This window comes from Streptomyces sp. NBC_00094 (genome assembly GCF_026343125.1).
Taxonomy (GTDB): domain Bacteria; phylum Actinomycetota; class Actinomycetes; order Streptomycetales; family Streptomycetaceae; genus Streptomyces.
The window spans coordinates 2,428,277-2,441,856 of sequence record NZ_JAPEMB010000001.1; the positions used below are offsets into that span (position 1 = coordinate 2,428,277).

The 13,580-nt window shown below is 72.5% G+C and carries 11 protein-coding genes; 7 read left to right on the plus strand and 4 right to left on the minus strand.

Going from position 1 to position 13,580, the window contains the following annotated elements:
* Positions 1–347: 347 nt before the first annotated feature.
* From OG580_RS10605 to OG580_RS10615, 3 genes are read right to left on the minus strand one after another with little or no spacing between them, the layout of a single operon-like run.
* Complete coding sequence (locus tag OG580_RS10605) at positions 348–1,031, minus strand: response regulator transcription factor (protein ID WP_267043402.1); 684 nt, start codon at positions 1,029–1,031, stop codon at positions 348–350.
* 59 nt (positions 1,032–1,090) lie between these two features.
* On the minus strand, positions 1,091–2,731 hold the full coding sequence (murJ, locus tag OG580_RS10610; protein WP_267043403.1) for a murein biosynthesis integral membrane protein MurJ: 1,641 nt from the start codon (positions 2,729–2,731) through the stop codon (positions 1,091–1,093).
* The gene (locus OG580_RS10615) at positions 2,728–3,918 is read right to left on the minus strand and encodes a peptidoglycan bridge formation glycyltransferase FemA/FemB family protein (RefSeq protein ID WP_323182559.1); all 1,191 of its coding nucleotides are present in this window, start codon (positions 3,916–3,918) and stop codon (positions 2,728–2,730) included. Before OG580_RS10615 ends, murJ begins: the two co-directional genes overlap by 4 nt.
* Before the next feature lie 215 nt (positions 3,919–4,133).
* Between OG580_RS10615 and OG580_RS10620 the strand changes: the two genes are divergently transcribed.
* Entirely contained in the window at positions 4,134–5,318 is a 1,185-nt protein-coding gene (locus OG580_RS10620; RefSeq protein ID WP_267043404.1) for an Ig-like domain-containing protein, read from the plus strand.
* A gap of 4 nt (positions 5,319–5,322) precedes the next feature.
* On the opposite strand, the gene OG580_RS10625 is transcribed toward OG580_RS10620, so the two are convergent.
* Positions 5,323–6,042, minus strand: a complete 720-nt coding sequence (locus OG580_RS10625) for a pirin family protein (RefSeq protein ID WP_267043405.1) — start codon at positions 6,040–6,042, stop codon at positions 5,323–5,325.
* A gap of 105 nt (positions 6,043–6,147) precedes the next feature.
* On the opposite strand from OG580_RS10625, the gene fasR reads away from it, so the two are divergent.
* The 6 genes from fasR to OG580_RS10655 all read left to right on the plus strand — a co-directional run bounded on the left by fasR (position 6,148) and on the right by OG580_RS10655 (position 13,548).
* Positions 6,148–7,329, plus strand: a complete 1,182-nt coding sequence (fasR, locus tag OG580_RS10630) for a fatty acid biosynthesis transcriptional regulator FasR (RefSeq protein ID WP_267043406.1) — start codon at positions 6,148–6,150, stop codon at positions 7,327–7,329.
* A gap of 89 nt (positions 7,330–7,418) precedes the next feature.
* A complete protein-coding gene (locus OG580_RS10635; RefSeq protein ID WP_267043407.1) occupies positions 7,419–8,336 on the plus strand; it encodes an ACP S-malonyltransferase in 918 nt (305 codons plus the stop codon).
* Between the two features lie 18 nt (positions 8,337–8,354).
* Positions 8,355–9,386 carry a ketoacyl-ACP synthase III gene (locus OG580_RS10640; protein WP_267043408.1) on the plus strand — a complete coding sequence of 344 codons (1,032 nt, stop codon included), beginning with the start codon at positions 8,355–8,357 and terminating at the stop codon, positions 9,384–9,386.
* A gap of 57 nt (positions 9,387–9,443) precedes the next feature.
* Complete coding sequence (locus OG580_RS10645) at positions 9,444–9,692, plus strand: acyl carrier protein (protein ID WP_017239144.1); 249 nt, start codon at positions 9,444–9,446, stop codon at positions 9,690–9,692.
* 79 nt (positions 9,693–9,771) lie between these two features.
* Positions 9,772–11,034, plus strand: coding sequence for a beta-ketoacyl-ACP synthase II (gene fabF / locus OG580_RS10650; RefSeq protein WP_267043409.1), 1,263 nt, complete (start codon positions 9,772–9,774; stop codon positions 11,032–11,034).
* 276 nt (positions 11,035–11,310) lie between these two features.
* Complete coding sequence (locus OG580_RS10655) at positions 11,311–13,548, plus strand: hypothetical protein (protein ID WP_267043410.1); 2,238 nt, start codon at positions 11,311–11,313, stop codon at positions 13,546–13,548.
* Positions 13,549–13,580 lie beyond the last annotated feature (32 nt).

Consider the following 13,580-nt stretch of genomic DNA (forward strand, 5'->3'; position numbering starts at 1 on the left):
GGCAGTACCTGTACGGCCCGAGGCAGTCGCCGCACGGCCGATGGCACCCGTACGTCCGGTGACGCCCTCGCGGCCGGAGGCCGTCTCACGGGCGGAGGCGAGTGCAGGCCCGGTGGTCGCCTCGCGGGTGGTGGCGGGTGCAGGCCCGGCGGCCGTCTCACTGCCGGGGGCGGGTGCAGGCCCGGTGGTCGCCTCGCGGCGGCGGGCCGCCGCACGCCGGCCCGTCTGGCCTCGCCCGCGCCTGGGGGCCGGCACACGGACGGGGATCAGCCCGCGTCTGGCGGCCGGTTCACGCCCTTCGTACGGCGGTTCGCGGTCGGCGGACGGGTCCCCGCCCACCCACGTCCTCACAGCGGTCCGAAGCGGTAGCCGAAGCCGCGGAGGGTCTGGATGTAGCGGGGTTCGCCGGGGGTGTCCTCGATCTTGTGGCGCAGCCGGCGGACGCAGGCGTCGACCAGGCGGGCGTCGCCGTGGTAGCTGTGCTCCCAGACGTGTTCGAGGAGTTGCTGCCGGCTGAAGACCTGCTCGGGCGCGGCCGTGAGGTGCAGCAGCAGCTTCAGCTCGGAGGGCGCGAGGGCGATCCGCTCCCCCGCCTTGGCGACGGTGATCCCGGCCCGGTCGATGGCGAGCTCGCCGTGGAACTCGACGGCGGGCCGGCCCGTGCCCGGCTCCTCGATGCGCCGCAGCACGGCCCGTATCCGCGCCTCGATGACCTCGGTACGGGCGGGCTTGACGATGTAGTCGTCGGCGCCGGCCTCCAGGCCGATGACGACGTCGAAGTCGTCGCCGCGGGCGGTGAGCATGATGATCGGCAGCTGGCTGGTCTCCCGGACCTGGCGGCAGACCTGGACGCCGTTCATGCCGGGGAGCATCAGGTCGAGCAGGAGCAGGTCAGGCCGGAACTCCCCGAGGGCGGCGAGCCCGGCCTCCCCGGTGGGCGCGGTGCGCACCTCGTGCCCGCGGCGCCGGAGTCCGAGCTCGACGCCTTCGCGGACGGAGGGGTCGTCTTCGATGAGGAGCACGCGGGGCATCTGTGGAGTATCCCAAGGTGGGTCGGGCCTCCCGGAGAGGGGGGCCGGTGGAGTGGGGGTCAGGCTCTGCGGGCTCGGAGGCGGGTGGCGCCGGCCGCGAGGAGGGCCCGCACCTCGACGAGGCGGAGGGGGCGGGCGAGGAAGGCGAAGACGGCGAAGACGCCGAGGCCTCCGGCGAGTCCGGCGGCGACGGCGCCGGCCGGGCCGGTCAGGTCGGCGATGAACAGGCCGTACCCGGCGGCCGGTACGGCGGCGAGGAGGAGCCGCCCGAGGCCGGAGCCCGTACCGTCGTCGCCGCCACCGCTCCCGTCGGAGGCGCCCCGCAGCCGCCGCCCGAGGACGTACGCCGTGAGGCCCCAGCCGACCCACAGGGCGAGCGAGTAGCCGGCGGCCATGCCCGCGACGGCCCAGTGGGCCGGAAGCCACTGGTACGCGGCCACCGAGAGCCCGGCGTTGAGGCCGGCGATCACCAGGTTGAGCAGGAACGGGGTGCGGGTGTCGCGCAGGGCGTAGAAGGCGCGGGTGCACACGTACTGGCCGGAGAGGGCGACGAGGCCGGGCGCGAAGGCCATCAGGATCCAGGACATCGCGCGGATGTCGTCGCCGTCGGTCGCCCCGTACCCGAAGACCACCGTCATCAGCGGGACGGCGAGCGCGAGGAGCGCGCAGGCCGCGGGGACGACCGCCGCCGCGCTGGTCCGCTGTGCGTAGGCGACGTCCCGGCGGACGCCCGCGAGGTCGCCGTCGGCGGCGGCGCCGCTCATCCGGGGCAGCAGCGCGGTGACGAGGGAGACGGTGACGATGCCGTGCGGGACGGTCCACAGCAGGTAGGCGTTGTTGTACGCGGCGAGGCCCGAGCCGCCTTCGGTGGTGGTGCCCGCGGAGGTGGCGAGCCAGGTGGTCACCCAGTACGCGCCCTGGTTGGTGAGGACGAGCAGCACCAGCCAGCCGGCCGCGCGCAGCGGCGCGGCGAGGCCGCTGCCGCGCCAGTCGAAGCGGGGGCGCCAGCGGAAGCCGGCGGCGCGCAGCGAGGGCAGGAGGGCGAGTGCCTGGAGGGCGATGCCGGCGGTGGTGCCCCAGCCGAGGAGCGCGGTCTCGCCGGAGGTGAGCTCGCCGCCGTCGCTGATGACGAGGAAGAGGGCGAAGACGGCGACGACGACCACGTTGTTGAGGACCGGGGTCCACATCATGGCGCCGAACCGTCCCCGGGCGTTGAGGACTTGGCCGAGGAGGGTGAAGAGGCCGAGGAAGAGGATCTGGGGCAGGCAGGCCTGGGCGAAGGCGACCGTCATCTCCCGCTGCGGGCCGGAGTAGTCGGTGTACGTGTCGACGATCAGCGGCGCGGCGAGCACGGCGGCGGCGGTGAGGACGGTGAGGGCGAGCGCGCAGAGGGTGAGGAGGCGGTCGGTGTAGGCGACGCCGCCGTCCTCGTGTTCCTTGGCGGCCTTGACCAGTTCGGGGACGAAGACGGCGTTGAGGGCGCCGCCGAGCAGCAGCATGTAGACGATGGTGGGGACGGAGTTGCCGACCGCGTAGCCGTCGGCGACGGTGGCCGCGCCGAGCGCGGCGGCGACGACGGAGGCGCGGACGAAGCCGGTGGCGCGGGAGACGAGCGAGCCGGCGGCCATGAGCGCGCCGGAGCGGAGCGCGGACGGCGCGGCCTTCCTCGGTACGGCGTGCTCGGCGAGGGTGGCCGTCATCGGCGGGCCAGATACGCCGAGAAGGCGCGGTACAGCGTCTGGTTGGTCGTGCCCTGCATCGGAATCTCCCACTCCCCCAACGTCTCGACGATCTGTCCGCCCGTGCCGAGCTTCCAGCGCAGGAGCCCGTGGGCGCGGTCGCCCGGATCGAGGGTGGAGGGTACCCCGCGGAGGTCGTAGACGGCGGCGCCGAGGGCGTGGGCGTCGAGCATCATGCGCCACTGGAGGGCGTTGGAGGGGCGGACCTCGCGGCGGTGGTCGGCGGAGGCGCCGGTCTGGTACCAGACGCGGGATCCGACGGTGACCATGGTGTGGGCGGCGAGTATCTCGCCCTCGTGGCGGGCCAGGTAGAGCCGCATGCGGCCGGGCTGTTCGGCGTTGAGGACGGCGTACTGGCGCTCGTAGTACGCGAGGGAGCGGCCGAGCCGGAAGCCGTCGCGCTCCTCGGTGACGCGGAGCAGCCGGTAGAACTCGGGCAGGTCGACGGCGGAGCCGATGGTGACCTCGACACCGGACTTGCCGGCCTTGCGGACGTTGCGCCGCCACTCCTGGTTGAGGCCGGCCCACAGGTCGTCGGTGGAGCGGCCGGCGAGCGGGACCTGGAAGACGTGGCGGGGCTGGGCGTCGGCGCCGTCCTCGGAGTCGCCGCCGCACTTGCGCCAGCCGCGGGCCCTGAGGCGCTCGGTGACGGCGGTGCCGAGCGGGTCGACCTCGTCGGCGAGGACGTCGGCGAGGCGGCGGCCGGGCCCGGTGGCGGCCTTGGCGGTGGCGGCGGTCCAGCGGCGGTACGCGGGGCCGGGTCCGATGCGGACGGCGAAGACGCCGGAGGCGCGCAGATGGCCGAGGAGCGGGGAGAGCCAGCCGTCCAGGTCGGGGTCGGACCAGTCGGCGACGGGCCCCTCGGGGAGGTAGGCGAAGTACTTGCGGGTGCCGGGGAAGGGACGGAGCAGGACGAGGGCGACTCCGGCCAGCGGGCCGTATTCGGGCCCCCAGCCGATGAGTTGGTGGCTCCAGCCGTCCTTCACCTGGGCCCAGGAGGGGAGTTGGAGGAAGCTGGGGCCGTCCGCCCCGGTGGACCGGGAGGCGAGGAACGCCCGGTACGCCTCGGGGGTCACGGGACCGAGCCGGACCGGGCCCACGGGGGCGCGGCGGTCGGTGGGTGCGGCCGTCATGAGCAGCGCAGACACAGCGGGAGCCTCCTGGTTCCGCCCCTCGGTGGTGGGGCGCACAGCAGGCTCACAGCCGAATTCGACGGGTGCGCGCGGTGATTATGACCGGACGATGACGGTTCCGCCGCAGCCCTGGTCACACGGGCTTCCGGCGGCCCGTGAGCGGCTTGAGCGGCCTACAGTCCGGAACATCCCCCCTTCTTCCTTCCCTTCTCCTCTCGCGGAGGTCTTCCGTGCTGCCGATACGCACATCCCGTTCCGCCCGTCCCTTCCTCGCGGCCGTCGCCCTGGGCGTCTCGCTCACCGCGTGTTCCGCCCAGGCGGCGAGCGGCCCCGGCTCTTCGACGACGCAGGCCCCGGCATCGGCGGCGGCCCCGGCGAAGGTGACGGTCGTGGACCCGGCGGCCGGCCGGCCGGTCTCGGTGACGGCCTCGGGCGGCACGCTCGCGACGGTGAAGGTCACCGACGCGGAGGGCGGGGTGCTCACCGGCCGTACGGGGGCGGGCGGGACGAGCTGGACGTCGGACCGGAAGGCGGTGCCGGGCGCCTCGTACACGGTGGAGGTGGTCTCCCGTACCGCCGACGGCAGGGAGGCGACGGCCCGGTCCTCCTTCGAGACGGCGGAGCCGGGCGAGGTCAACAAGCTGACGCTGGCGCCCGGGAAGAACACGACGGTGGGCATCGGGCACCCCCTGTCGATCGTCTTCGACCTGCCGGTGACACGGAAGGCGGACGTGGAGCGGCAGTTGAAGGTCACCACCTCGAACGCCACCGAGGGTTCCTGGGGCTGGGTCAAGGACTACTCGGGCCGGGACCGGGCGGACTGGCGGCCCAGGGAGTACTGGAAGCCGGGCACGAGGGTCACCCTCGAAGCGGACCTGAACGGCACCGACTCGGGCGGCGGCTGGTTCGTACGGGACTACCGCACCGGCTTCACCGTCGGCGCCGCGCAGGTCGTCAAGGTCGACCTGGACCGGCGGAAGCTGACCGTGGAGCGGGACGGGCGCGCGGTCCGCACGATCCCGGTCTCGGGCGGCACGCCGGGCGGCGACAAGCGGTCCTGGCGGGGCACGGCCGTCCTGATGGCGAAGGAGGGCACCATCAACATGAACTCGGAGACGGTGGGCCTCGGCGACGCCTACGACAAGATGGTCGACTACTCGATGCGGCTGACCTGGTCGGGCATGTACGCGCACGCGGCCCCGTGGAACGCGGCGTACTTCGGCAAGGCCAACAAGAGCTCCGGCTGCATCGGCATGAGCGACGAGAACGCCGCGTCCTTCTACGCCTCGGTGAACGTCGGCGACCCCTTCGAGATCACCGGCCGCGACACCAAGGGCACGGTCGCGGAGGGCAACGGCTACGGGGCGTGGAACCTGAGCTGGGAGCAGTGGAGGGCGAAGAGCGCGCTCGGCTGAAGGGTCAGCCCAGGCCCTTGCGCCAGTCCCGCATCGCCCAGATCAGGACCTCCGCATCGGTCGTGGCGACGAGCGTGCCCCTCTCGGCGTCGGTGATCCGGGCCGCGTCGCCGGCGCCGAGCTCCTCGCCGTCGAGACCGCCGAGACCGTCGGGGCCGCCGAGCCCGTCGAACCCGTCGAGCCGCACCGTGCCGCGTACGACATGGACGTACGCGAAGTCGGCGTCCGGCACGGCGATGCGCTCGTCCGCCGCCGGGCGGTGGACGTGCAGCCGCGCGTCCGCCCCCGCCAGGTCGTACGACCAGGAGCCGTCGCCCCCGCGGACCACCTCGTACGAGGGCTCCCCGCCCGGCTCGACCGGCGCGAGCCACATCTGCACGAAGACCAGCGGGACGTCGGCGTCGTTGCGCTCGACGTGCCGGACGCCGCCGGCGGAGCTCAGCCGCTGGAGGTCCCCGGGGCGGACGACGGTGGTGTGACCGGCCGTGTCGTGGTGGGTGAGCTCGCCCTCGACGACCCACGTGACGATCTCGGTGTGGCTGTGCGGGTGCTCGTCGAAGCCGGCGCCCGGCGCGAGCCGCTCCTCGTTGACGGCGAGGAGCGCGCCGAAGCGGAGGTTGTCGGGGTCGTAGTACGACCCGAAGGAGAGCGCGTGCCGGGTCTCGATCCCGGCCGCCGGGTCGCCCCCGGGGTACCGCTGGTCTGCCCGCTGGATGCGTGTCACGGTGCTCACGGTAGTGCGGGCCACGGGGTGTCCCGTCGATCGGGCCACGGGGCGAATCCGCCCCGACCCCGCATGTCGGCGCCCCGATAAGGCAGTCTTGTCCCCGTGCCAGAACCCACGAACAACGCTCATCCGCACGCCGCGACCCTGAAGCGCCTCGAACAGTCCTCCGGGAGACTCGCCGCCGGCGCCATCGCCCGCATGGACGAGACGCTGCCGTGGTACCGGGCGATGCCGCCCGAGAACCGGTCGTGGATCGGCCTGGTCGCCCAGGCCGGCATCGCCGCGTTCACGGAGTGGTTCCGGCACCCCGAGACGCCGCAGGCGATCTCGACGGACGTCTTCGGGACCGCGCCCCGCGAGCTGACCCGGGCGATCACCCTGCGCCAGACCGTGGAGATGGTCCGCACCACGATCGAGGTCATGGAGTCGGCGATCGAGGAGGTCGCCGCCCCCGGCGACGAGTCCTTGCTCCGCGAGGCGCTGCTCGTCTACGCCCGGGAGATCGCCTTCGCCACCGCCCAGGTGTACGCGCAGGCCGCCGAGGCCCGGGGCGCGTGGGACGCGCGCCTGGAGTCGCTCGTGGTGAACGCGGTGCTCTCCGGCGAGGCCGACGAGGGTGCCGTCTCCCGCGCCGCCGCCCTCGGCTGGAACTCGCCCGAGCACGTCTGCGTGATCCTCGGCACCGCCCCCGACGGGGACAGCGAGCTGACCGTGGAGGCGATCCGCCGGGCCGCCCGGCACGCGAAGCTCCAGGTCCTCACCGGCGTCCTCGGCAACCGTCTCGTCGTCATCGCCGGCGGCAACGACAACCCCCTCGCGGTGGCGAAGTCGCTGATCGGTCCTTATGCGCCGGGCCCGGTCGTGGCCGGTCCCGTCGTCCCCGACCTGCTGGCCGCGACCCGCTCCGCGCAGGCCGCCGCGGCCGGCCTCAAGGCCTGCTCGGCCTGGCAGGACGCACCCCGCCCGGTCCTCGCCGACGATCTCCTCCCGGAGCGCGCCATCGCCTCCGACCCTTCGGCGCGCGAGCAGCTGGTGGAGGAGATCTACAGACCGCTGGAGGAGGCCGGCTCGGCGCTCCTGGAGACGCTGAGTGTCTACCTGGAGCAGGCGAGCAGCCTCGAAGGCGCCGCTCGGATGCTCTTCGTGCACCCCAACACCGTGCGCTACCGGCTTCGACGTGTGACCGACGTCACCGGATGGTCACCCTCCGACGTCCGCTCCGCGTTCACGCTCCGGATCGCCCTCATTCTGGGACGCTTGGCCGACGGAGATCCGCAGTCCTAGACTTTTGTCGAAGACCAACAATTCCCCCGACGGTTCTTCGTCCTTGTCCTCACGGGCGCTGGGAGCCGTCCGCAAGAGAGAGTGTGAGGGTGCTCGTACTCGTCGCTCCCGGCCAAGGCGCCCAGACGCCCGGCTTCCTGACCCCCTGGCTCGAACTCCCCGGCGCCGCCGACCGCATCGCGGCCTGGTCCGACGCCATCGGGCTCGACCTCGCCCACTACGGCACGAAGGCGGACGCGGACGAGATCCGTGACACCGCCGTGGCGCAGCCGCTGCTCGTCGCGGCCGGCCTGCTCTCGGCCGCCGCCCTCGGTGACGTCGCGCCCGGCGCCGTCGCCGGTCACAGCGTCGGCGAGTTCACCGCCGCCGCGTTCGCGGGCGTCCTCGACGACACCGCCGCGCTGCGGCTCGTCCGCACCCGTGGTCTCGCGATGGCCGAGGCCGCCGCGATCACCGCGACCGGCATGTCGGCGCTGCTCGGCGGCGACCCCGAGGTGACCGTCCCGCACCTGGAGAAGCTCGGCCTGACCGCGGCCAACGTGAACGGCGCGGGCCAGATCGTGGCCGCCGGCACCCTGGAGCAGCTGGCCGCGCTGGACGCGGACAAGCCGGAGGGCGTCCGCCGGGTCGTCGCGCTCAAGGTCGCCGGTGCCTTCCACACGCACCACATGGCGCCCGCGGTGGCGAAGCTGGAGGAGGCGGCCGCCGAGCTGTCCCCTGCGGACCCGACCGTGACGTACGTCTCCAACAAGGACGGCCAGGCCGTCGCCACCGGCGCCGAGGTCCTCGCGCGTCTCGTCGGCCAGGTCGCGAACCCGGTCCGCTGGGACCTGTGCATGGAGACCTTCCAGGGGCTCGGGGCGACCGCGCTGATCGAGGTGTGCCCGGGCGGCACCCTCACCGGCATCGCCAAGCGCGCCATGCCCGGCGTGTCCACGGTTGCCCTCAAGACTCCCGACGACCTCGACGCGGCCCGTACGCTCATCGCCCAGCACGCGGCCGTCTGAGAAGGAGTGTCGAGAAGCATGTCGAAGATCAAGCCCAGTAAGGGCGCCCCGTACGCGCGGATCCTGGGTGTCGGCGGCTACCGTCCGACCCGGGTCGTGCCGAACGAGGTGATCCTCGAGAAGATCGACTCGTCCGACGAGTGGATCCGATCGCGCTCCGGCATCTCCACCCGTCACTGGGCCTCCCCGGAGGAGACCGTCACCGCCATGTCGGTGGAGGCCTCGGGCAAGGCCATCGCCGACGCCGGGATCACCCCGGAGCAGATCGGCGCCGTGATCGTCTCCACGGTCTCGCACTTCAAGCAGACCCCGGCCGTCGCCACCGAGATCGCCGACAAGGTCGGCGCCGGCAAGCCGGCCGCGTTCGACATCTCCGCCGGCTGCGCGGGCTTCGGCTACGGCCTGACCCTCGCCAAGGGCATGATCGTCGAGGGTTCGGCCGAGTACGTCCTCGTCATCGGCGTGGAGCGGCTCAGCGACCTGACGGACCTGGAGGACCGCGCGACGGCCTTCCTGTTCGGCGACGGCGCCGGTGCCGTGATCGTCGGCCCCTCGGACGAGCCGCACATCGGCCCCACCGTCTGGGGTTCCGAGGGCGACAAGTCCGAGACGATCAAGCAGACCGTGCCGTGGAACGAGTTCCACGGCGGCGACGTCTCGCAGCTGCCTCTGAACGAGGCCGGCGAGATCAAGTTCCCCGCCATCACGCAGGAGGGTCAGGCGGTCTTCCGCTGGGCCGTCTTCGAGATGGCGAAGGTAGCCCAGCAGGCGCTGGACGCCGCCGGTATCACGGCGGACGACCTGGACGTCTTCATCCCGCACCAGGCGAACATGCGGATCATCGACTCGATGGTGAAGACTCTGAAGCTGCCGGCGCACGTCACGGTCGCCCGTGACGTGGAAACCACCGGCAACACCTCGGCCGCCTCGATTCCGCTCGCGATGGAGCGGCTCCTGGCGACCGGGAAGGCGAAGAGCGGCGACACCGCGCTCGTCATCGGCTTCGGGGCGGGTCTCGTCTACGCCGCGACGGTCGTTACCCTCCCCTAGGCACCCGGATCCTCCGGAAGCCCCTTTACCGAAGTAACCGCAAGAAGGAGCGCCACCATGGCTCACACCCAGGAGCAGATCGTCGAGGGTCTCGCCGAGATCGTCAACGAGATCGCCGGTATCCCGACCGAGGACGTCCAGCTGGACAAGTCCTTCACCGATGACCTGGACGTCGACTCCCTGTCCATGGTCGAGGTCGTCGTCGCCGCCGAAGAGCGCTTCGACGTCAAGATCCCGGACGAGGACGTCAAGAACCTCAAGACGGTCGGCGACGCTGCCGACTACATCCTGAAGCACCAGGCCTGATTCGGCCCCTGCTGACTCGGTCCGCCACCCGGCGGTGGCGCCGTATTCCGACCATCACACACATGGAGAACGAATTCCTGTGAGCTCGACCAATCGCACCGTGGTCGTCACCGGTATCGGCGCAACCACACCGCTGGGTGGCGACTCCGCATCGACCTGGGAAGGTCTGATCGCGGGACGCTCCGGCGTCAAGCCCCTGGAGGGCGAGCGCTTCGCCGAACTGCCCGTCCAGATCGCCGCGACGATCGCCGTCGAACCCGGCGAGGTTCTTCCCCGCCCGCTGGCCCGCAAGCTGGACCGCTCGGCGCAGTTCGCGCTGATCGCGGCCCGCGAGGCGTGGGCCGACGCGGGCTACACCGCCCCTGCGGGTGAGGACGAGCGGATCGCGCCCGAGCGGCTCGGTTCCGTCATCGCCTCCGGCATCGGCGGTGTCACCACGCTGCTCGACCAGTACGACGTGCTGAAGGAGAAGGGCGTCCGCCGCGTCTCCCCGCACACCGTGCCCATGCTCATGCCGAACAGCCCCTCCGCGAACGTGGGTCTGGAGGTGAACGCCCGGGCGGGCGTCCACACCCCGGTCTCCGCCTGCGCGTCGGGTGCCGAGGCGATCGGCTACGCCGTCGAGATGATCCGTACCGGCCGGGCCGACGTGGTCGTGGCCGGCGGTACCGAGGCCGCGATCCACCCGCTGCCGATCGCCGCCTTCGCCAACATGATGGCGATGTCCAAGAGCAACGACGAGCCGACGAAGGCCTCGCGTCCGTACGACACGGGCCGTGACGGCTTCGTGCTCGGCGAGGGCGCGGGCGTCGTGGTCCTGGAGTCCGAGGAGCACGCGAAGGCGCGCGGCGCGCGCATCTACTGCGAGGTCATCGGCCAGGGCCTGTCGGCCGACAGCCACCACATCGCGCAGCCCGAGCCGACCGGCCGGGGCATCGCCGCCGCGATGCAGAACCTGCTCGACTCGACGGACCTCAAGCCGTCCGAGGTCGTCCACCTCAACGCGCACGCCACGTCGACGCCGCAGGGCGACGTCGCCGAGATCAAGGCGCTGCGGAAGGTCCTGGGCGACGATCTCGACCACGTCGCGATCTCCGCGACCAAGTCGATGACCGGCCACCTCCTGGGCGGTGCGGGCGGCATCGAGACCGTCGCGACGGTCCTGGCGCTCCACAACCGTCTGGCCCCGCCGACGATCAACATCGACGACCTGGACCCCGAGGTCGACGCGGACATCGTCCGCGGCGAGCCCCGCGAGCTCCCCCAGGGCACGATCGCCGCGATCAACAACTCGTTCGGTTTCGGCGGCCACAACGTGGTCCTGGCGTTCCGCACGGTCTGATCCACGCCTGACGACTGAGGCCCGTCCCCCTTCCTGGAAGGGGGACGGGCCTCAGTCTTATTTACGGACAAGACGTACGAACTGGTGCGCGTGTCGCCCCTCTGACGAGGTGGAGGCCCGTGTGATGCTGACGCCCGTGCCGCCACCCGGCCCACTCCTGGTGGCGGCCCCGTACGGTCGGCGACAGGTGCCGACCGGGAACTCCGCCCCCGAGAGGCGTCACATATGATCCGTCGTCACCAACTGGGTGGGCGAACAGGCCGCATCCTGCTGCCCGTGCTGGGCGCCGTCGCGGTGGCCGCGCTGACACTGGGAACACCGTCGGGGGCGAGCGCCGGCCAGGCGGTCCGACGCGGGGCCGGGACCGAGCGGCCGATCGGCCCGGACCCGATGGTCACCCTGCTCACGCACGGCAACCTGACGATGGCCTCCAACTCGGTGCTGACCTGCGACTCGAGCGACGGCACCGTCTGCTCCGACACCGAGGGCTCCAACAACGGCCGGACCATGTTCGTGAAGTCCGACCCCAACGCCCCGGGGCCCAACGCGTCCTCCGCGCAGCTGGTGATCCCGGCGGGCGCCACCGTCCTGTCCGCGCGGCTCTACTGGCAGTTCAACCCGACCGGTACGAGCACCAACGGCACCTCCGGCGACCTCGCCAAGGGCGACAAGGTGTCCTGGAAGGTCCCCGGGTCCGGCGACTACCAGCAGGTCACCGCGGACACCTACGACTACTTCGACCAGAAGGTCGGCGGTACGCCGCCCGAGCCGCTGATGGCCGCCGGCGCCGTCAAGGACGTCACGGCCGAGGTCAAGGCGGCGGGAGCGGGGACGTACACCGTCGCCGACATCCAGGCCTGCAGCGGACGCTCCTCCGCCCAGAACGACGGCGGCAACAACGTCGGCTGCTGGGGCGGCTGGTCACTGGTCGTCGCCTACGAGGACCCCGCGGAGCCCCTGCGCTACCTCCAGGTCTGGGACGGCTACCAGCTGCTGCGCGACCCCGACAACCTCGCCACCCTCACCCTGGCCGGGATCCGGACGCCGGCCGGCGGCCCGGCGGCGGCCACGATGGGCGTCACCGTCGGGGACGGCGACGCACCGATCGCCGGTGACCAGGCCCTGGTCGGCTCCGAGGAGGGCGACCTCACCGAGCTGCTCATGCCCGGCCCGACCGGTATCGGCACCGACAACGCCTTCACCAGTCGGATCGACGAGGTCGCCGCCGACGGCACCGGCGCCAACATCACCACCCGCGCCCCGGCCCCGGTCAACAACTACGGCTACGACGCCCGCGTCCTCGACGTGACCGGCAAGATCCCCGCCGACAGCAGCCAGGTCCTGCTGCGGATCAACGGCGCGGGCGACGCCCTGGAACCCCAGGCCGTCTGGCTGGCCCTCGAGGCCCGCGAGCCCGACCTGCAGCTCACCAAGGCCAACGAACCGGCCGGCAACACCAGCGACAGCCCTCCCGGCCTGGTCGACCCCGGCGACACCATCACCTACACCTTCACGCTCGCCAACAAGCGGCCCGACGGCGGCACCAGCGACCTGGACACGGCCACCGGCGTCACCCTCACCGACGAGCTGCCCGCCGGCACCTCGTACGTCGACGGCTCGAACCCCGACTGCGCCGCAACGGGGTCCACCGTCACCTGCACCTCCGCCGACCTCGCACCCGGTGCGTCCCGTACCGTCTCGTTCAAGGCGAAGGTCGCGGCCGACACCGCCCCGGGCACGAAGCTGGACGACACCGCGACGGTCGCCTTCGAGGGCAAGCAGACGGGCCGCGAGCAGAAGCGCACCAGCAACACCGTGCGCAACACGGTGTCCTCCAAGCCCGGCTACGTCATCAAGAAGACCGCCGACCGCACCAGCGCCGCCCCCGGCGACAAGGTCACGTACCGGATCGATGTCACCAACAGCGGTAACACCGGGCTGAGTCGGCTGACCGTCACCGACGACCTCAGCGACCTGCTGGACGACGCGACCTACGACGACGACGCCACCGCCACCAGCGGCACCACGGACTACACCGCCCCGAGACTCAGCTGGACCGGTGACCTGGGGGTCGGCGAGAGCGCCCGGCTGACCTACACCGTCACGGTCGAGGAGCCGGCCGCCGGCGACCAGCAGATGACCAACACCGTGGTGGGCGACCTGCCCGGCGGCAACTGCACGGCCGGCGGCAGCGACCCGGACTGCACCACCACGACCGAGGTCGTCGTGCCCCCGACGCCGACGCCCACGCCCACCCCCACGGAGCCCACCCCCACGCCCACGGAGCCCACGCCGACACCCACGCCCACAGAGCCCACGCCCACGCCCGAGCCGAGCACGTCCACCGGCGGCCCGGCTCCGACGGAGAGCGGCGCCCCGGGCCCGGGCCCTGACGTGCTCCCCGACACCGGGTCACTCGCAGGACCGGCCGCCATCGCCGCCACGATCGCCGTCGTCCTCGGTGGCGTCCTGGCCTTCGCGGCCCGACGCCGGAACCGGAGCAACCACTCCTGACCCCCGCGCATGACGCCGACGGCCTCGCCCAG

What these genes read in the sequence shown, in the direction of transcription:
- OG580_RS10605 (WP_267043402.1), bottom strand. Translation starts at nt 1,031, where the DNA reads ATGCCCCGCGTGCTCCTCATCGAAGACGACCCCTCCGTCCGCGAAGGC.
- murJ (WP_267043403.1), bottom strand. Translation starts at nt 2,731, where the DNA reads ATGACGGCCACCCTCGCCGAGCACGCCGTACCGAGGAAGGCCGCGCCG.
- OG580_RS10640 (WP_267043408.1), top strand. Translation starts at nt 8,355, where the DNA reads ATGTCGAAGATCAAGCCCAGTAAGGGCGCCCCGTACGCGCGGATCCTG.
- OG580_RS10645 (WP_017239144.1), top strand. Translation starts at nt 9,444, where the DNA reads ATGGCTCACACCCAGGAGCAGATCGTCGAGGGTCTCGCCGAGATCGTC.